The organism is Streptomyces sp. NPDC020362 (assembly GCF_040642095.1).
Lineage (GTDB): Bacteria > Actinomycetota > Actinomycetes > Streptomycetales > Streptomycetaceae > Streptomyces.
Genome location: NZ_JBFAET010000080.1, coordinates 1 through 19,137, shown reverse-complemented (window position 1 = coordinate 19,137; position 19,137 = coordinate 1). Strand labels below are relative to the sequence as shown.

Sequence of the window (19,137 nt, the reverse complement as noted above, 5' to 3'; positions counted from 1 at the left end):
TGCGCCTGATGTCAGCTTATGTGAATCTGGTCCCGGCCCTGGCCCCTAGATCCCCCACAGGAGGCAGATCACCATGGCCAAGAACAAGAACCGCAAGCAGGGTGGCCCGCAGAGCCGCGCGTCCCAGGCCGAGCAGGCTCAGGAGCACGCGCAGCGGTCGTCCACGGAGGCCCACGAGTCTTCGATGCACGTCCCGGGCAGCCCCTCGGATGTTGCCCGTAAGCAGCAGAAGCGCTTCGGCCACAACTAAAGGGCAGTTGAAGCCCAGGCACACGGAAGGGGCGCACCCCCACAGGGTGCGCCCCTTCCCGCGTCATCGGCTCAGCCCGCCAGGCAGGACGGGCCGAGCAGCACCTTCAAGTCTCCGAAGAGGGCCGGGTCGGGCTTGACCCGGTGCCGGTCCAGTCGCAGCACGGTGGTCTTGCGCGGGCCCTGGAGCTTGATCCGGACCTCGCTGTCGCCCTTGTGGTGGCTGAGGATCTCGCCGAGGCGGCTGACCATGGGCGGAGTGACCCTGGTGGCCGGGATGGTGAGGATCACCGGCGCGTTGGTGCCCGCGTTCGACAGGTCCGGGACCTGGAGTTCCATCGCCACCAGCCGGGGCACGTCCTCGCGCTTGTCGAGGCGGCCCTTGACGAACACCACGGCGTCCTCGACCAGTTGGGTGGACACCAGCTGGTAGGTGGCCGGGAAGAACATGCACTCGATGGAGCCGGCGAGGTCCTCGACCGTGGCGATCGCCCAGGCGTTGCCCTGCTTGGTCATCTTGCGCTGCAGGCCCGAGATGATGCCGCCGATGGTGACGACCGCGCCGTCCGCGTGCTCGCCCCCGGTGAGCTGGGAGATGCCGGCGTCGGCCTTGTCGGACAATACGTGCTCCAGGCCGAAGAGCGGGTGGTCGGAGACGTACAGACCGAGCATCTCCCGCTCCTGGGCGAGCAGATAGGTCTTGTCCCACTCGTCCTCGGTGAACTGCACGTCGAGTCCGAAGCCGGGCTCGCTGCTCTCCTCCTCGCCCATGCCGCCGAAGAGGTCGAACTGCCCCTCGGCCTCCTTGCGCTTGACCGCGACCACGTTGTCGATCATCGGCTCGTACTGGGCCGTGAGCCCCTTGCGGGTGTGGCCCATGGTGTCGAAGGCGCCGGCCTTGATCAGCGATTCCGTGGTGCGCTTGTTGCACGCGACCGCCTCGACCTTGTCGAGATAGTCGGGGAAGGAGGCGTACTTGCCCTTCGCCTTGCGGCTCTTGATGATCGACTCCACCACGTTGGTGCCGACGTTGCGCACGGCTTCCAGGCCGAAGAGGATCACGTCGTCGCCCTGGGCGGCGAAGTTGTGCACCGACTCGTTGACGTTCGGCGGGAGCACCTTGATGCCCATGCGGCGGCACTCGTTGAGGTAGATCGCCGACTTGTCCTTGTCGTCCTTGACGGAGGTCAGGAGCGCGGCCATGTACTCGGCGGGGTAGTTCGCCTTCAGATAGGCGGTCCAGTACGAGACCAGGCCGTACGCGGCCGAGTGGGCCTTGTTGAAGGCGTAGCCGGCGAAGGGGACCAGCACGTCCCACAGGGCCTGGATCGCCTCGTCGCTGTAATCCTTCTTCCGTGCGCCCTCCTGGAAGAGGACGAAGTTCTTCGCCAGTTCCTCGGGCTTCTTCTTGCCCATCACGCGGCGGAGGATGTCGGCCTCACCGAGCGAGTAGCCCGCGATGATCTGGGCGGCCTTCTGCACCTGCTCCTGGTAGACGATCAGGCCGTAGGTGACGGCCAGGACCTCTTCGAGGGGCTTCTCCAGCTCCTTGTGGATCGGGGTGATCTCCTGGAGCTTGTTCTTGCGCAGCGCGTAGTTGGTGTGCGAGTCCATGCCCATCGGGCCCGGCCGGTAGAGCGCCGACACGGCGGAGATGTCTTCGAAGTTGTCGGGCTTCATCAGACGCAGCAGCGAGCGCATGGGGCCGCCGTCGAACTGGAAGACGCCGAGGGTGTCGCCGCGCTGGAGCAGTTCGAAGGTCGTCGGGTCGTCGAGCGGGAGGCCCAGGAGGTCGATGTCGACCCCCTTGTTGGACTTCACCATCTTGACGGCGTCGTCCATGATCGTGAGGTTGCGCAGGCCCAGGAAGTCCATCTTCAGCAGGCCGAGCGACTCACAGCTCGGGTAGTCCCACTGCGTGATGGTCACGCCGTCGGTGTGCCGCACCCACACGGGGACGTGCTCGGTGATGGTCTCGCTGGACATGATCACGCCGGCCGCGTGCACACCCATCTGCCGGACCAGGCCCTCGACGCCCTTGGCGGTGTCGATGACCTTCTTCACGTCCGGCTCGTTCTCGTACATCCCGCGGATCTCGCCCGCCTCGCCGTAGCGCGGGTGCGAGGGGTCGGTGATGCCGTTCAGGTCGATGCCCTTGCCGAGGACGTCGGCGGGCATCGCCTTGGTGAGCCGGTCGCCCATGGCGTACGGGTAGCCCAGCACGCGCGCGGAGTCCTTGATCGCGTTCTTGGCCTTGATCTTGCCGTACGTGCCGATCATGGCGACCTTGTCGGCGCCGTACTTCTCCGTCACGTACCTGATGACCTCGACGCGCCGGCGCTCGTCGAAGTCGATGTCGACGTCGGGCATGGAGACGCGCTCCGGGTTGAGGAAGCGCTCGAAGATCAGGCCGTGCGGGATCGGGTCGAGGTCGGTGATGCCCATGGCGTAGGCGACGATCGAGCCGGCCGCGGAGCCTCGGCCGGGGCCGACCGCGATGCCGTTGTTCTTGGCCCACATGATGAAGTCGGCGACGACGAGGAAGTAGCCCGGGAACCCCATCTGGATGATGACGTCCATCTCGTACTCGGCCTGCTTCTGGCGGTCGTCGGGGATGCCGCCCGGGAAGCGGCGCTCCATCCCGCGGCGGACCTCCTCCTTGAACCAGGTCACCTCGGTGTACCCGTCGGGGATGTCGAACTTCGGCATGAGGTTCTTGGCCTCGAACATGCCGGTGGTGTCGACCATCTCGGCGACGAGGAGCGTGTTGGCGCAGCCCTCCTGCCAGGCGTCCGAGGAGTCGATGGCGTACATCTCGTCCGTGGACTTCAGGTAGTAGCCGGTGCCGTCGAACTTGAAGCGGTCCGGGTCGGAGAGGTTCTTGCCGGTCTGGATGCACAGCAGGGCGTCGTGGGCCCCGGCCTCGTGCGCGTACGTGTAGTGCGAGTCGTTGGTGACCAGCGGCGGGATACCGAGCTTCTTGCCGATCTCCAGGAGGCCGTCGCGGACCCGGTGCTCGATCTCGATGCCGTGGTCCATCAGCTCCAGGAAGTAGCGGTCCTTGCCGAAGATGTCCTGGTAGTCGGCGGCCGCCTTGAGGGCCTCGTCGTACTGGCCGAGCCGGAGCCGGGTCTGGAGCTCGCCGGAGGGGCAGCCGGTGGAGGCGACGATCCCCTCGGACCACTGGGAGATCGTCTCCTTGTCCATCCGGGGCCACTTCTGCAGCCAGCCCTCGGCGTACGCGTCCGAGGAGAGCCGGAAGATGTTGTGCAGACCGGTCTTGTTCACGGCCCACATCGTCTTGTGGGTGTAACCACCCGAACCGGAGACGTCGTCCCGCTTCTGGTGCGGCTGGCCCCACTGGATCTTGCGCTTGTTGCGCCGCGACTCGGGGGCGACATATGCCTCGATCCCGATGATCGGGGTGATTCCGGCCTTCTTCGCAGTGTGGAAGAAGTCATACGCCCCGTGGAGGTTGCCGTGGTCGGACATCGCGATGTGCGTCATGCCCATCTCATTGCAGGCGTTGAACATGTCCTTGAGCCGCGCGGCACCGTCCAGCAGCGAGTACTGGGTGTGGACGTGCAGGTGCGTGAACGGCGGCTTCGACACGGTTTCGGCCTCCAAAGGAAACGGGCGTCTACGGTCTTCCGACCGGCTGTGGACCGACTGCGGACGGTCTGGGGGACAACGTCGAATCCTATGCCCCGCCACTGACACCCACGGGCGATCCGGACGTACCTTCGTGCGGGAACCGGGCACTCCCGCGTGGCGTCGCCCGTTGGAGACGGCGAAGGTCCTGCCGTAGCTCTTCCCGCACGTTCATGCACCACCCGTCCTGCACCAGGAGGCACCCCGCGATGTCGGTCCCCCAGCTCAACGAGGAGCAGCGCGGCGAGGAGATCCTCGCCGTATTCGACACCGCCTTCGGCCGGCTCCTGGCCGCCGACCCGGCCGCGTTCCGGGTGAAGTTCCGGAAGATGGCGGCCTCGGCCTTCGCGTTCTACCGGGGCACGGCGGCCCTCTTCTACCACGACCTGGACGCCGAGAAGCGCGGCGGCCCCTACCTGGACGACCGCACCTCGCGCGTGTGGATCCACGGCGACCTGCACGCGGAGAACTTCGGCACCTACATGGACTCCAACGGGCGCCTGGTCTTCAACGTCAACGACTTCGACGAGGCCTACGTCGGGCCCTTCACCTGGGACCTCAAGCGGTTCGCCGCCTCCATCGCGCTCATCGGGTACGCCAAGGCGCTCGGCGACGAGCAGATCACCGAGCTGGTGACGGTCTACGCGGCCGCCTACCGCGAGCGCATCCACGCGCTGGCCACGGGCGCCAAGAGCGACGAGGTGCCGCCGTTCACACTGGACACCGCGCAGGGTCCCCTCCTGGACGCGCTGCGTGACGCCCGCTCGCTGACCCGCTTCGAGCTGCTCGACTCGATGACCGAGATCCGTGACTTCGAGCGCCGCTTCGCGCCGGGCGGCGGCTCCATCGAGCTGGACGCGGCCACCCGCTACAAGGTGCTGGCCGCCTTCGACGGCTACCTGGAGACCCTTCCGGACTCCTCCCTGGCCCGCCCGGACTCGTACCGGGTGAAGGACGTCGTGGGCCGCCGTGGCATCGGCATCGGCTCGGCCGGCCTGCCGTCGTACAACATCCTCCTGGAGGGCCACAGCGACGCCCTGGAGAACGACGTCGTGATCTACATCAAGCAGGCCCAGACCCCGGCCGTCTCCCGGCACGTCACGGACCCGGCGATCGCGGAGTACTTCCAGCACGAGGGTCACCGCACGGTGATCTCCCAGCGCGCCCTGCAGGCGCACGCCGACCCGTGGCTGGGCTGGACGGAGCTGGACGGCGCGGGCCAGCTGGTCGCCGAGGTCTCGCCGTACGCGGTCGACCTGGACTGGAGCGACATCGACGACCCGGAGGAGATCGCGGCCGTCGTCGCGGACCTCGGCCGGGCCACGGCCACGATGCACGCGGCGGCGGACGACACCTCCGGCGAGTCCCTGGTGCCGTTCTCCACCGAGCGGGCCATCGACGCGGCGCTCGCGGCCGACGAGGAGAGCTTCGCGCCCCTGCTGGCGGACTTCGCGCACAGCTACGGCGCACGCGCGCGCACCGACCACCAGATCTTCGTCGACCTGTTCCGCAACGGCCGGATTCCGGGGCTGTAACCTTCGCGCACTCACAGGCACCCTTTAGGGGTCCCTTACTCGCCCACGTGTCAGACTCTTCTCTCGCTATGGACATATCCGGGACCCGGCTCAGAGCCCTGCGCGCGGCGCTGTTCACGGCCTTCGTCGTGACGCTCAGCACCGCGTCGCACGTCCTGCTGTCCCGGATCCCGCTGCCGCCTGCCACCGTGACCGCGGTCGCAGGCGGTGTCTTCGCCACCGCGTACGCGCTGGCGGGCCGCGAGCGCGGCTTCGGCCGGATCGCGGCCCTGCTGATCCCGCTGGAGCTGGCCGCGGACACGGTGTTCACCACCGGACAGCACACCTGCTACGGCAGGGCGGGCGGCCCGGTCGCAGGCCCCCTGCACGCGTTCGGGTTCGACGTGCTGTGCCAGGGGGGTGCCGTGGGCACCCCGCTGGTCCAGGTGACCGGCGCCCACGACCGCCCCTACGCGCTGCTCGCACACGCCGGCCCGGCAGCGGCCTGGCTGCTGCTCGCCGCTCACGTCGGCGTGGGCCTGCTGGCCGCCGCCTGGCTGCGCCGGGGCGAGCGGGCCCTGACCGAGCTGCTGCGCGCGGTCGCCGCCACCGGCTTCCGGCCGCTGCTGGTGGCGGTCGCCGCCGGCACCGTACGGCCGGCACCGGCGCGCCGCCTGCCGCGTCCGGCCCCCCGGCCGGCCGCCGCCCGCGATCTGCTCCTCGTGCACTCCCTGGGACGGCGGGGACCACCGTGCTCATCGGCATTCGCCTGAGCACAACCAGTCCCTCACACGTATCCCGCGTACGACGTGTGCGCGTCCCACATGGAGATCACCAACATGAGCAAGCGAAACAACCAGGCGTCGAAGACGGCGGCCCGGGAGCGGCTGCGCGCGGAGCGCGAGCGGCAGGCCAAGCGCGACAAGGCCAGGCGCCAGGTCATCGTGGCCGCGTCGGTCGTGGCCGTGCTGGCCGCGGCGGGCGGCATCGGCTACGCCGTCGTCCAGGCCAACAAGCCCAGCTACTGGGAGGGCCTGAAGGACGCCAAGGTCGTCGCCCCGGCCAACAGCACGGGCGACAAGGGCACCACCGTCGTCATGGGCAAGGACACGGCCAAGAAGACCCTCAAGGTCTACGAGGACCCGCGCTGCCCGGTCTGCTCCCAGTTCGAGCAGAGCGTGGGCACGACCGTGAAGAAGGACCTCGACGACGGCAAGTTCAAGATCCAGTTCATCGGTGCCACGTTCATCGACAACCACGACAACGGCGTGGGCTCCAAGAACGCGCTGAGCGCCCTGGGCGCCGCGCTCAACGTCAGCCCCGAGGCGTTCCTGGAGTACAAGAGCGCGCTCTACTCGGCGAAGTTCCACCCCGATGAGAACACCGACGCGTTCAAGGACGACTCCTACCTCATCAAGGTCGCCGACACCGTGCCCACGCTGAAGAACAACACGAAGTTCCAGGACGCGGTCAAGAAGGGCACCTACGACGCCTGGGCGATGGCCATGTCGAAGACCTTCGACGACGCCGCCAAGGACGGTGTGAGGGGCACCCCGAGCTTCGTCATGGACGGCAAGAAGCTCACCGTCGGCAGCCAGGGCAACCCGCCCATGTCGCCGGCCGACTTCAACAAGGTCGTGGACGAGGCCCTCAAGGGCTGATCACCGGCCGGAAACTGATCATCGCGTGAAGAGCGGGCGAACTTTCGAAGTTCGCCCGCTCTTACGCATACCAATCAGTAAAACTGCTCAGTAACCTGATCGGCCGTGACCAGTCGATACAGATCATTTTCGGCCTCCGAGGGCCTCAAGTCCCTCTCGCCCCGCCGCCGTACGGTCGTCAAGGCCGCGGCGGCGACTGCTGTCCTGGCCGGCCCGCTGGCCGCGGCGCTTCCGGCTCGCGCCGCCACGGACGCCCCCGCCTTCCTGCACGGCGTCGCCTCCGGCGACCCGCTGCCCGACGGCATCCTGCTGTGGACCCGGGTGACCCCCACCGCGGAGGCGGTACCGGGTTCCGGCCTCGGCCCCGACACCCAGGTGAGCTGGGTCGTCGCCAAGGACAAGGCACTCAAAAGCATCGTCGCCAAGGGTTCCACGACCGCGACGGCCGCCTCGGACCACACCGTGAAGGCCGACGTCCGCGGCCTGGAACCGGCCACCGACTACTGGTTCCGCTTCTCGGCCGGCGGAACCGACTCCCCGGTGGCTCGCACCCGCACCGCGCCGGCGGCGGACGCCGCCGTGTCCGGCCTGCGCTTCGGCGTGGTCTCCTGCGCCAACTGGGAGGCCGGCTACTTCTCCGCCTACCGCCACCTCGCGGCCCGCACCGACCTGGACGCCTGGCTGCACCTGGGCGACTACATCTACGAGTACAAGTCCGGTGAGTACGGGACCCGGGGCAAGGTCGTGCGCCCGCACGCCCCGGCGAACGAGATCATCACCCTCACCGACTACCGGATCCGGCACGCGAAGACCAAGACCGACCCCGACCTGCAGGCGCTGCACCTGAAGGCGCCGGTCATCGCGATCTGGGACGACCACGAGTTCGCCGACAACTCCTGGTCGGGCGGCGCGGTCAACCACACCGAGGGCGCCGAGGGCACCTGGACGGCGCGTCAGGCCGCCGCCAAGCAGGCCTACTTCGAGTGGATGCCGGTCCGTCCCGCGATAGCCGGCACCACCTACCGCCGGCTGCGCTTCGGCAAGCTCGCCGACCTGTCCCTGCTGGACCTGCGCTCGTTCCGCTCCCAGCAGGCCTCCGCGGCCAGCGGTTCCGTGGACGACCCGAACCGGACGATCACCGGCCGCGCCCAGCTCGACTGGCTGAAGGCCGGACTGAAGGCCTCCGACACCAAGTGGCGGCTGGTGGGCAACTCGGTGATGATCTCGCCGTTCGTCATCGGCTCCCTCACCGCCGACCTGTTCAAGCCGCTCGCCAAGCTGCTGGGGCTGCCCCAGGACGGCATCGGCCTCAACACCGACCAGTGGGACGGCTACACCGACGACCGCCGCGAGCTGCTGGACCACCTGCGCTCCAACGCCATCGGCAACACCGTCTTCCTGACCGGTGACATCCACATGGCGTGGGCCAACGACGTGCCGGTGGACGCGGGCACCTACCCGCTGTCGGCCTCGGCGGCCGCCGAGTTCGTGGTGACCTCGGTGACCTCCGACAACCTCGACGACATCGTGAAGGTCCCCGAGGGCACCGTCTCCGCCGTCGCCTCGCCGGTCATCCGGGCCGCCAACCGGCACGTCCACTGGGTGGACACCGACCGCCACGGCTACGGCGTCCTGGACATCACCGCCGACCGTGCGCAGATGGACTACTACGTCCTGTCCGACCGCACGGACCCGAACGCGACCTCCAGCTGGGAGCGTTCGTACTGCACCCGCAGCGGCACGCAGAAGGTCGAGCGCACCTACGACCCGGTCTGACCAAGCGCTACAGACTGCCGAGGAAGCCGAGCGCCACCCGCCAGGTGGCCTCGGCGGCCTCCTCGTCGTAGTCCGGCAGCCCGGGGTCCGTGTAGAGGTGACCCGCCCCGGCGTACCGGTAGATCTCCACGTCCGCGCCCGCCCTGCCCATCTGCAGGTACCAGGCGGTCAGCCAGTCGTCCGTCTCGAACGGGTCCGGCTCGGCCACGTGCAGCTGCACCGGCAGCTCGTCCGCCTGCGCGCCCGGCGCGATGTCCGAGGTGCCGTGCAGCAGGAGCAGGCCGCGCGCCTTCTCGTCGCCGAGGGCCAGCGTCTGCGCGACGGAGGCGCCGAGCGAGAACCCCGCGTACACGAGCCCCCGCCCCGAGTACGGCGCCGCCGCGAGCACGGCCCGCTTCAGCAACTCGTCCTTGCCGATCTCCTCCTTGTACTCCATGCCCTCCTCGACCGTGTCGAAGGTGCGCCCCTCGAAGAGGTCCGGCGTCCACACCTCGTGGCCCGCCGCGCGCAGCCGGTCCGCGGCCTCGCGCACCGCGGGCCGCAGCCCGTAGGTCGAGTGAAAGAGCATGATGTTCATGGGGCCCATGGTGCCAGCTCACGCCGCACCCACGGAAAGCCGGCGACGGCGGGGCTCAGAGCAGGCTGCGTGCGTCGAGGTGTCTCAGCACCCGGTCCACGATCTCCGGATCCGCCCCCGGCTCACTGCGCGCCGCCAGCACCTCGTGCCGCGCCGCGCTCAGCATCTCCCCCTGGATCCGCCGTACCCTCTTCAGCCGCTTGGCCCGCTGGTGCTGCGCCTCGCGCCGTTCTTCCTCCCCCATGTCCGGGCTGATCCGGATCCCGATGTCGAAGGCCCGCCGCAGCATCTGCTCGGACAGCTCCTCCGGCAGCTCCTCCACCTGCTCGATCTCCCGCAGTCTGCGCTTGGCCGCCTTCGCCGCCCGCACGGCCAGCTCCTTCTCGAACTCCTTCTCCCGTTCGGAGTCGGCCTGCACCCCGAGCCGCTTGACCAGCCAGGGCAGGGTCAGCCCCTGCAGCACCAGCGTGGCCACGATCACCCCGAAGGCGATGAACACCAGCTCGTCCCGGTCGGGAAAGGGGGACCCGTCGTCGGTCTTCAGCGGGATCGCGAGCGCCAGCGCCACCGACGCCACCCCGCGCATCCCGGACCACCACATCACCACGGTCTCCCGCCAGCTCATCGGGATGTCCTCGTCGTAGTCCCGCCGGGCGTGCAGCCGCTTGGTCAGCCAGGTCGCCGGCATCAGCCACAGCAGCCGGACGACCACCACGACCCCGACGACGGCCGCCGCCCAGCCGAGCAGCTCGCCCCAGCGCCCTGCCGCCGTCCGGATCGCGTTGTGCAGTTCGAGGCCGATCAGCCCGAAGGCGACGCCGGTGACGAGCGTGTCGATGATGTCCCAGAAGGCGTACCCGGCCAGCCGGGTCATCACGGCGTCGGCGTCGATGGCGTACTCGGCGAGGAACAGGGCCGTGGTGAGCACGGCGAGCACCCCGGAGCCGTGCAGCTCCTCCGCGAGCACGTAGGAGGCGTACGGCACCAGCAGGGTCATCCCGATCTGCAGGGTCGCGTCGCCGAGCAGGTCCATCAGCTTGTTCGCGCCCCAGCCGAGCACCAGCCCGACCACGACCGCGACCACGGCGGACAGGACCAGGTCCAGACCGGCCTTCCAGGCCGAGAACTCTCCGCTGACGGCCGCGGCGATCGCGACGTGGTACAGCACGATGGCTGTGACGTCGTTGAAGAGCCCCTCGCCCTCCAGGATCGACACCAGCCGGCGCGGCAGTCCGAGCTGCCCGGCGACGGCGGTCGCCGCGACCGGGTCCGGCGGGGCGATCAGGGCGCCCAGCGCCACGGCCGCGGCGACCGGCAGCCCGGGCACGATGGTGTGGGCGACGGCGGCCACGCACAGCGTCGTCACGAACACCAGGGCGACGGCCAGCAGGAAGATCGGCCGCTTGTTCGCCGCGAACTGCCGCCAGGACGTCCGCCGCACCGCGGCGTAGAGCAGCGGCGGCAGCAGCGCGGGCAGGATCAGCTCGGGCGGGATGTCCACGTCGGGCACGAAGTCGGCCACGGCCAGGACTCCGCCGAACAACGTCATCAGCACCGGCGCCGGCAGCCCCAACCTGTCCCCCACCGGGACGCTCACCAGGGCCCCGAGCAGCAGCACGAACAGCAGGGCCAACTGATCCACGGCCAGCGCTCCGGGAGTCGACGATCACATGGCAGGCCTCCAGCCTGACACGGCCCCCGCCGACCGGCCGTTCCAGCGCAGCCGGACCACCGACCGGCCGATCCTGCCCCGCGGGACCACCGCCCCGGCCGTCCTCGCACCGCCGCAGCACCGACCGGCCGTCCCGAACCGCGGGACCACCGACCGGCCGTCCTCACGCCACCGGACCACACACCCTGCCGTCCTCACGCCACCGGAGTGCCGGCCCGCGTGCGCCCGTGCCCGCCGGCCGGTCGGCGCCCTCGGCTACAGCGCGCGCCGCATCGCCCGGTGCGGTATGCCGGCGTCCGGGAACTCCGGGCCGTACGCCTCGTAGCCGAGCCGTTCGTAGAAGCCCATGGCCCGGGTCTGCGCGTGCAGGTCCACCGCCGTCAGGCCCTGCGCGCGTGCCGCGCCCTCGATGGCCCGCACCAGGGCCACGCCGACGCCCAGCCCGCGCGCCGCACGGGTCACGGCGAGCCGCCCCAGGGAGCCCACGAGGGCGTCCGCGCCGGTCTTGGCCGCGGCCGCCTCCCCGTGCAGCAGCCGTCCGGTACCGAGCGGCAGACCGTCCTCGCGGACCGCCAGCACATGCACGGCGACGGCGTCGTACGCGTCGTACTCGATCTCCTGCGGGACGCCCTGTTCGACGACGAAGACCTCCTTGCGCACCGCGAAGCAGGCCTCACGGTCGGCGGGGTCCGCGGCGGTCCGGACGGTGTACGGCACGCTCACGCGTACGTCTCCTCGCGCACCTGGTCGAGGGCGTCCTGCAGGTCCTCCGGGTACTCGCACCCGAACTCCACCCACTGCCCGTCCCCGGGGTGCTCGAAGCCCAGCCGTACGGCGTGCAGCCACTGCCGGGTCAGGCGCAGCCGCTTGGCGAGGGTCGGGTCGGCGCCGTAGGTCAGATCGCCGACGCAGGGGTGGCGGTGGGCGGACATGTGGACGCGGATCTGGTGGGTGCGGCCGGTCTCCAGCTTCACATCGAGCAGGGAGGCCGCGCGGAACGCCTCGATGAGGTCGTAGTGGGTCACGGACGGCTTGCCGTCGGCCGTGACCGCCCACTTGTAGTCGTGGTTCGGGTGCCGGCCGATCGGGGCGTCGATCGTGCCGCTCGTGGGGTCCGGGTGGCCCTGGACGAGGGTGTGGTAGCGCTTGTCGACCGTGCGCTCCTTGAACTGGCGCTTGAGCGACGTGTAGGCGTACTCGGACTTGGCGACCACCATCAGGCCCGAGGTGCCGACGTCGAGGCGGTGCACGATGCCCTGGCGCTCGGCGGCGCCGGAGGTGGAGATCCGGTACCCGGCCGCGGCGAGACCGCCGATGACGGTCGGCCCCGACCAGCCCGGCGAGGGGTGCGCCGCCACACCGACCGGCTTGACGATGACGACCACGTCATCGTCGTCGTGCACGATCTCCATGCCCTCGACCGGCTCCGCGACGACCTGCACGGGCGCGGGCGCCCCCGGCATCTCGACCTCCAGCCAGGCCCCGCCGCGCACCCGCTCGGACTTGCCGACCACCGCGCCGTCGACCTGCACCTTGCCTGCCGCGGCCAGCTCGGCCGCCTTCGTACGGGAGAAGCCGAACATCCGGGAGATGGCGGCGTCGACGCGCTCGCCCTCCAGGCCGTCGGGCACGGGCAGGGTACGGATCTCGGGAATCGTGCTCACCCGTCGAGTATGCCGGACGGGTCCGACAGCCTCGTACGAGACTCCCGCGGCCTCAGTCCTTGTGGACGGTGCCGTCCGGGTCCAGGCCACGGAAGGACAGCAGCACGATCAGGATGCCGCCGCACACGATCGCCGAGTCGGCCAGGTTGAAAACCGCGAAGCCCTTGGGCGCGATGAAGTCCACGACCTCGCCCTCGAAGACCCCGGGCGCCCGGAAGATCCGGTCGGTGAGGTTGCCGAGCGCGCCGCCGAGCAGCAGGCCGAGCGCGACCGCCCAGGGAAAGCTGTAGAGCTTGCGGGCGAGGCGGATGATCACGACGATCACGGCGGCCGCGATCAGCGTGAAGATGATCGTGAAGGCGGCGCCGAAGCCGAAGGCCGCGCCCGGGTTGCGGATCGCGTGCAGCTCCAGCAGGTCCCCGATCACCTGGATCGGCTCGTGGTGCTCCAGCCTGGCGACCACGAGCATCTTGCTGATCAGGTCGAGGGCGTAGGCGAACGCGGCCACCGCGAACAGTACGGCGATCCGACGGCCGCGGCCGGTCCGCTGCTGCGCCGACCCCTCGTGCGCGGCGGCGTCGGACCCGTCGGACGGGCTGGCCCCGGCGGGCGCTGCGGCCGCCGTCCGCTCGCCGTTGTCGTCCGGGGTGTCCGGCGTACCGATGATGCGCTCCGCCTCTGCCACGTGAGTCCCTCAACCTAGATGCCTGACTGAGGACGAGAGTACGGCACGCCCGGACGGACCCTCGTGCTCAGGAGCGGCGTTCCTGCTTCTGCTTGCACTCCACGCACAGGGTGGCCCTCGGGAACGCCTGCATGCGGGCCTTGCCGATGGGATTGCCGCAGTTCTCGCACAGGCCGTAGGTGCCCGCGTCGAGCCGCTCCAGGGCGCGCTCGGTCTGGATCAGCATCTCGCGCGCGTTGGCCGCGAGCGCCATCTCGTGCTCGCGCGTGATGTTCTTGGCCCCGGTGTCGGCCTGGTCGTCGCCGGCGCCGTCCCCGGAGTCCCGCATCAGGCCCACCAGGGACTCCTCGGAGGAGCTGATCTCGGTCCTCAGCCGCAGTGCCTCGGCCGTCAGCTCCGCGCGGGCCTCGGCGACCTCTTCCGGGGTCCAGGGGTCCTCACCGGGGCGCACCGCGAGCTCGCCGGGCTCCACCGCGGCGATCCGTGCCTTGGGAACGGCGGTCTCCGCCGTGGCCGTGCCAGGAGTTTTCTTCGCAACCACCGTCGTGGCTCCCGTCTGCTTCGCGGCCCGCGCCGCGCCCGCTTTCTTGGCCGTGCTCTTCTCGGCCGCCCCCGTGGAGACGTCCCCGGCGGCCGTCTTCTTCGCGCCGGCCTTCCTCCCGCCCTCCGCCGCCTTCACGGCTGTCTTCCCGGCGGCCGCCTTCTTCGCACCCGTCTCCTTCGCAGCAGCCTTCCTGCCTGCCCTCTCCTTCGCAGCGGCTTCCTTGTCTGCCGTCTCCTTCGCAGCAGCCTTCCTGCCGGCCGTCTTCTTCGCAGCAGCCTTCGAGGCCGGCGCTCTCGTGGCGCCCGCGTCCCCGGCGGCCGCTTTCCCGACAGATGCCTTCACGGCCGGTGCCTTCTCGGCCGCGGACGTCTCGGCCGCAGGCTTCTTGCCCGCAGGCTTCTCGGCCGCCGGCTTCTTGCCCGCAGGCTTCTCGGCCGCCGGCTTCTTGCCCGCATGCGTCGCGGCTGCGGGCTTCTCGGCCGCAGGCTTCCTGGCTGCTGCTTTCTTCCCGGCCTGAGCCGCGGTACCCCTGCTCCGTCCGCCCTCCTCCCCCGCGACCACCTCGTTCATGGCCGTCACCTTCTTCACGGCAGCGTGCGCGTTCTTCTTCACGGCGGCATGCGCGTTCTTCCTGCCGCCGACTCTCCTGGCCTCGCCATCGGAGGCAGCCGTCCCGCCGGAGACGGCCGCGCCCCCGGTGCGACCGGTCGCCGGCTGCTGTACGGCGGTCTTCTTCGCCACCATGGCCGCGGCCCCTTCACATATTGTGATCTTGCGCGCGAATCGTGCTGGGACGATAAATCGACTTGAGTCCCGCGGCAACGGGGCACGCCGCCCGATTCGCCCGCCCCACGCCCCCCGCGCAGGAGACCTGCATGCGTTGTGCCCAGCTCCCCGCCGGGTAATCCGCCGGGCCGGGCGCCCGCGAATGCCGGCACCCGCCCCCTCGCCATTCGGGTCACCCGGCCCCTGTCCGCGCGGGTCGGCCGAGCACCGGAGAAATACGGTCGGCCGGTGTCCGCGCGGAGCCGTACACTGGGCGGAGCGAAAAGCGTGGATGGGGACGAGTAGCGACGTACGCAGCCCAGAGCGACCCGGGGACGGTGTGAGCCCGGGGGCCGGCGCGACGTGAAGATCACCCCGGAGCCGCCGGAAGAAAGCCGTGGAGGACCTGCCACGGCGAGTAGAGCCGGCTTCGCGACCCCAATGAGGGGGCTCACCGGCGCGTACGGCGCGGCGGAGAGCCAAGGAGGGTGGTACCGCGGGAGCGCGCCGCACACGGCGTAGACAGGAATGAAGGCTCTCGTCCCTCCGACGGAAGGCAGAAAGTCCGTTGGAGGATGCTCGCAGATGACAGCGCCGACGTACCGCCAGGTGCCCGCCCAGGTCGACCTGCCCGCGCTTGAGCACGCCGTGCTCGACTTCTGGCGCGACCAGAAGATCTTCGCCAAGAGCCTGGAGCAGTCCGAGGGTCGCCCGGAGTGGGTGTTCTACGAGGGCCCGCCCACCGCGAACGGCATGCCCGGCGCCCACCACATCGAGGCGCGCGTCTTCAAGGACGTCTTCCCGCGCTTCCGCACCATGCGCGGCTACCACGTGGCCCGCAAGGCCGGCTGGGACTGCCACGGACTCCCGGTGGAGCTGGCGGTCGAGAAGGAGCTGGGCTTCTCCGGCAAGCAGGACATCGAGGCGTACGGCATCGCGGAGTTCAACGCGAAGTGCCGCGCGTCGGTGACCCGGCACACCGACGCCTTCGCCGAGCTGACGACCCGGATGGGCTACTGGGTCGACCTGGACGACGCCTACCGGACCATGGACCCCGAGTACGTGGAGTCGGTCTGGTGGTCGCTGAAGGAGATCTTCTCCAAGGGCCTGCTGGTCCAGGACCACCGCGTCGCCCCCTGGTGCCCGCGCTGCGGCACCGGCCTGTCCGACCACGAGCTGGCCCAGGGCTACGAGACGGTCGTGGACCCGTCCGTGTACGTCCGTTTCCCGCTCACCTCCGGTCCGCTGGCCGGCCGGGCCGCGCTCCTGGTGTGGACGACGACCCCCTGGACCCTGGTGTCCAACACGGCGGTCGCCGCGCACCCCGAGGTCACCTACGTCGTCGTGACGAAGGGCTCGGAGAACCCCGAGAAGCTCGTCGTCGCCGAGCCGCTCGTCGCCAAGGCGCTCGGCGAGGGCTGGGAGAGGACCGGCGAGAGCTTCACCGGCGCCGAGATGGAACGCTGGACCTATCAACGTCCGTTCGAGCTGGTCGAGTTCCCGGAACCGGCGCACTACGTGGTGAACGCCGACTACGTCACCACCGAGGACGGTACGGGTCTGGTCCACCAGTCCCCCGCCTTCGGCGAGGACGACCTCAGGGTCTGCCGCGCGTACGGCCTTCCCGTGGTCAACCCGGTCCGCCCGGACGGCACCTTCGAGGAGAACGTCCCGCTGGTCGGTGGCGTCTTCTTCAAGAAGGCGGACGAAAAGCTCACCGAGGACCTCCAGCAGCGCGGTCTGCTCTTCAAGCACATCCCGTACGAGCACAGCTACCCGCACTGCTGGCGCTGCCACACCGCGCTGCTCTACTACGCGCAGCCCTCCTGGTACATCCGCACCACGGCGATCAAGGACCGCCTGATCCAGGAGAACGAGAAGACCAACTGGTTCCCGGAGACCGTCAAGCACGGCCGCTTCGGCGACTGGCTGAACAACAACATCGACTGGGCGCTGTCCCGCAACCGCTACTGGGGCACCCCGCTGCCGATCTGGCGCTGCGAGGACGACCACCTCACCTGCGTCGGCTCCCGCGCGGAGCTGTCCGAGCTGACCGGCACCGACCAGTCGGGCCTGGACCCGCACCGCCCGTACATCGACGAGGTCACCTTCGCCTGCCGTCACGACGGCTGCGGCAGGACGGCCACGCGCGTGCCGGAGGTCATCGACGCCTGGTACGACTCGGGCTCGATGCCGTTCGCGCAGTGGGGTTACCCGCACAAGAGCAAGGAGCTGTTCGAGAGCCGGTACCCGGCCCAGTTCATCTCCGAGGCGATCGACCAGACGCGCGGGTGGTTCTACACGCTGATGGCCGTCGGCACCCTCGTCTTCGACAAGTCGTCGTACGAGAACGTCGTCTGCCTCGGCCACATCCTCGCCGAGGACGGCCGCAAGATGTCCAAGCACCTGGGCAACACCCTGGACCCGATCCCGCTCATGGACCGGCACGGCGCGGACGCGGTGCGCTGGTTCATGGCGGCGGGCGGCTCCCCGTGGGCGGCCCGGCGGGTCGGCCACGGCACCATCCAGGAGGTCGTGCGCAAGACACTCCTCACGTACTGGAACACGGTGGCCTTCCAGGCGTTGTACGCCCGTACGTCGAACTGGGCGCCGTCCGCGGCCGACCCGGCCCCGGCCGACCGCCCGCTGCTGGACCGCTGGCTGCTGTCCGAGCTGCACGCGCTCACCGACCAGGTGACACAGGCGCTGGAGGCGTACGACACCCAGCGCGCCGGCAAGCTGCTGTCCGCGTTCGTCGACGACCTGTCGAACTGGTACGTCCGCCGCTCGCGCCGCCGCTTCTGGCAGGGCGACAAGGCCGCGCTGCGCACGCTGCACGAGGTGCTGGAGACGGTCACGAAGCTGCTGGCCCCGATCACCCCGTTCGTCACCGAGCGGGTGTGGCAGGACCTGGTCGTGCCGGTGACCCCGGGCGCCCCGGAGTCGGTCCACCTGGCCTCGTGGCCCGAGGCGGACCTCGGCGCCATCGACCCGGACCTGTCGAAGCAGATGGTCCTGGTCCGCCGGCTGGTGGAGCTGGGCCGTGCCACGCGCGCGGAGTCGGGCGTCAAGACACGTCAGCCGCTGTCCCGCGCGCTGATCGCGGCCACCGGTTTCGACTCCCTCGACACCGAGCTGCACGCGCAGATCACCGAGGAGCTGAACGTCACGTCCCTGGCGTCCCTCGCCGAGGTCGGCGGCTCGCTGGTGGACACCACCGCGAAGGCCAACTTCCGCGCCCTGGGCAAGCGGTTCGGCAAGCGGGTGCAGGACGTGGCGAAGGCCATCGCGAACGCCGACGCGGCCGCGCTGTCCCTCGCCCTGCGTGAGGGCACGGCGTCCGTGGAGGTCGACGGCGAGACGGTCGCCCTCGCCCCGGACGAGGTGATCATCACCGAGACCCCGCGCGAGGGCTGGTCGGTGGCCTCGGACTCCGGTGCCACGGTCGCGCTGGACCTGGAGATCACCGAGGAGCTGCGCCAGGCGGGCCTGGCCCGCGACGCGATCCGGCTGATCCAGGAGGCCCGCAAGAACAGCGGCCTGGACGTCGCCGACCGGATCGCGCTGCGCTGGACCTCCACGGACCCGGCGGTCGTCGCGGCCCTGACCGAGCACGCCGCACTGATCGCCGAAGAGGTCCTGTCGACCGACTTCGGCCAGGGCGAGGCCGACGAGACGTACGGCGAGCCGTTCACGGACGAGGGCCTGTCGCTGACGTTCCGGCTGCGCAAGGCGTAGCAGTGCCTGGGAAGGGCCCGGCTCCCCTCGGGGGGCCGGGCCCTTCCCGGCTTCCGGGGAGCCCTACGTGCCCACGGCCGGCGGGAGCGGCAGCCGACGATCCGGAGGCCGGTTCACGTACAGCATGCCGATCTCGGAATCGTTCGGATGCCCGCCGAGGACGAAACCGCCCGCGGTGAGGACGGCGCGGATCGCCTCGGTCATCGCGTCGCGGGCCGCCGCCTCGAAACCGCACACGGGGTCGAGGTACCGTCGCTCGGCCCTGCACCGCGAGGCGGCCGTCCGCAGCGCGGGGGCCGGGTCCCAGCTGATGAAGACCCCGCCCGTGACCACTCCCGGATCGACCTCCACCACGGCTCCCGCGGGCTCGGCCGAGTCCGGTCCCGGGGCCCGGACCGGAAGGCCCGCCGCCGCCAGCAGCGCACCGCCTCGGCCGCCCAGGCCTCCCACTGCCGGATCGCCTCCGCGCCCGCCCGTCCGCCCCGGGAGACCGTCTGCTCGTCCACGGCGGTCACGCTGCGGCACCCGGTCGACACCGCCGTCAACACGCGTAAAAAGGGCGGGGCCCCGGACCGAAGTCCGGGGCCCCCCCCCGGTTGACGCAGCCCGACCCCTTGTAGTAATATTGTACGCCGCCCGAA

At 70.2% G+C, this 19,137-nt stretch carries 14 protein-coding genes; 6 read left to right on the top strand and 8 right to left on the bottom strand.

Annotated features, from left to right (window positions below):
- The first annotated feature begins 73 nt into the window (after positions 1-73).
- Positions 74-250 (top strand): hypothetical protein, encoded by a 177-nt coding sequence (locus AB0H32_RS25870; protein ID WP_361124780.1) that lies wholly within the window; start codon positions 74-76, stop codon positions 248-250.
- A 71-nt stretch (positions 251-321) separates the two neighbouring features.
- Here AB0H32_RS25870 and dnaE read toward each other — a convergent pair whose 3' ends face one another.
- Positions 322-3,861, bottom strand: a complete 3,540-nt coding sequence (dnaE, locus tag AB0H32_RS25865) for a DNA polymerase III subunit alpha (protein WP_361124779.1) — start codon at positions 3,859-3,861, stop codon at positions 322-324.
- A 248-nt stretch (positions 3,862-4,109) separates the two neighbouring features.
- Here dnaE and AB0H32_RS25860 point away from each other — a divergent pair, with 248 nt between their 5' ends.
- The 4 genes from AB0H32_RS25860 to AB0H32_RS25845 all read left to right on the top strand — a co-directional run bounded on the left by AB0H32_RS25860 (position 4,110) and on the right by AB0H32_RS25845 (position 8,851).
- Positions 4,110-5,435 (top strand): DUF2252 domain-containing protein, encoded by a 1,326-nt coding sequence (locus AB0H32_RS25860; protein WP_361124777.1) that lies wholly within the window; start codon positions 4,110-4,112, stop codon positions 5,433-5,435.
- Between the two features lie 68 nt (positions 5,436-5,503).
- Positions 5,504-6,187, top strand: coding sequence for a hypothetical protein (locus AB0H32_RS25855; protein WP_361124775.1), 684 nt, complete (start codon positions 5,504-5,506; stop codon positions 6,185-6,187).
- Positions 6,188-6,253: 66 nt separating this feature from the next.
- The gene (locus AB0H32_RS25850) at positions 6,254-7,075 is read left to right on the top strand and encodes a thioredoxin domain-containing protein (protein WP_361124773.1); all 822 of its coding nucleotides are present in this window, start codon (positions 6,254-6,256) and stop codon (positions 7,073-7,075) included.
- 105 nt (positions 7,076-7,180) lie between these two features.
- Complete coding sequence (locus AB0H32_RS25845; RefSeq protein ID WP_361124772.1) at positions 7,181-8,851, top strand: alkaline phosphatase D family protein; 1,671 nt, start codon at positions 7,181-7,183, stop codon at positions 8,849-8,851.
- 7 nt (positions 8,852-8,858) lie between these two features.
- On the opposite strand, the gene AB0H32_RS25840 is transcribed toward AB0H32_RS25845, so the two are convergent.
- The 6 genes from AB0H32_RS25840 to AB0H32_RS25815 all read right to left on the bottom strand — a co-directional run bounded on the left by AB0H32_RS25840 (position 8,859) and on the right by AB0H32_RS25815 (position 14,737).
- Positions 8,859-9,428 carry a dienelactone hydrolase family protein gene (locus tag AB0H32_RS25840; protein ID WP_361124771.1) on the bottom strand — a complete coding sequence of 190 codons (570 nt, stop codon included), beginning with the start codon at positions 9,426-9,428 and terminating at the stop codon, positions 8,859-8,861.
- A gap of 55 nt (positions 9,429-9,483) precedes the next feature.
- A complete protein-coding gene (locus AB0H32_RS25835; RefSeq protein ID WP_361124769.1) occupies positions 9,484-11,070 on the bottom strand; it encodes a Na+/H+ antiporter in 1,587 nt (528 codons plus the stop codon).
- A 285-nt stretch (positions 11,071-11,355) separates the two neighbouring features.
- Positions 11,356-11,823, bottom strand: coding sequence for a GNAT family N-acetyltransferase (locus tag AB0H32_RS25830; protein ID WP_361124767.1), 468 nt, complete (start codon positions 11,821-11,823; stop codon positions 11,356-11,358).
- Positions 11,820-12,764 carry an RluA family pseudouridine synthase gene (locus AB0H32_RS25825; protein ID WP_361124766.1) on the bottom strand — a complete coding sequence of 315 codons (945 nt, stop codon included), beginning with the start codon at positions 12,762-12,764 and terminating at the stop codon, positions 11,820-11,822. The genes AB0H32_RS25830 and AB0H32_RS25825 overlap by 4 nt, the downstream gene beginning before the upstream one ends.
- A gap of 52 nt (positions 12,765-12,816) precedes the next feature.
- Positions 12,817-13,449: a signal peptidase II gene (gene lspA, locus AB0H32_RS25820; protein ID WP_361124764.1), complete on the bottom strand. Its 633-nt coding sequence runs from the start codon at positions 13,447-13,449 to the stop codon at positions 12,817-12,819.
- Between the two features lie 67 nt (positions 13,450-13,516).
- The gene (locus AB0H32_RS25815; RefSeq protein ID WP_361124762.1) at positions 13,517-14,737 is read right to left on the bottom strand and encodes a TraR/DksA C4-type zinc finger protein; all 1,221 of its coding nucleotides are present in this window, start codon (positions 14,735-14,737) and stop codon (positions 13,517-13,519) included.
- A 606-nt stretch (positions 14,738-15,343) separates the two neighbouring features.
- Here AB0H32_RS25815 and ileS point away from each other — a divergent pair.
- On the top strand, positions 15,344-18,496 hold the full coding sequence (gene ileS, locus AB0H32_RS25810; protein WP_361124760.1) for an isoleucine--tRNA ligase: 3,153 nt from the start codon (positions 15,344-15,346) through the stop codon (positions 18,494-18,496).
- A 63-nt stretch (positions 18,497-18,559) separates the two neighbouring features.
- Here ileS and AB0H32_RS25805 read toward each other — a convergent pair whose 3' ends face one another.
- Positions 18,560-18,946 carry a hypothetical protein gene (locus tag AB0H32_RS25805; RefSeq protein ID WP_361124758.1) on the bottom strand — a complete coding sequence of 129 codons (387 nt, stop codon included), beginning with the start codon at positions 18,944-18,946 and terminating at the stop codon, positions 18,560-18,562.
- Positions 18,947-19,137 lie beyond the last annotated feature (191 nt).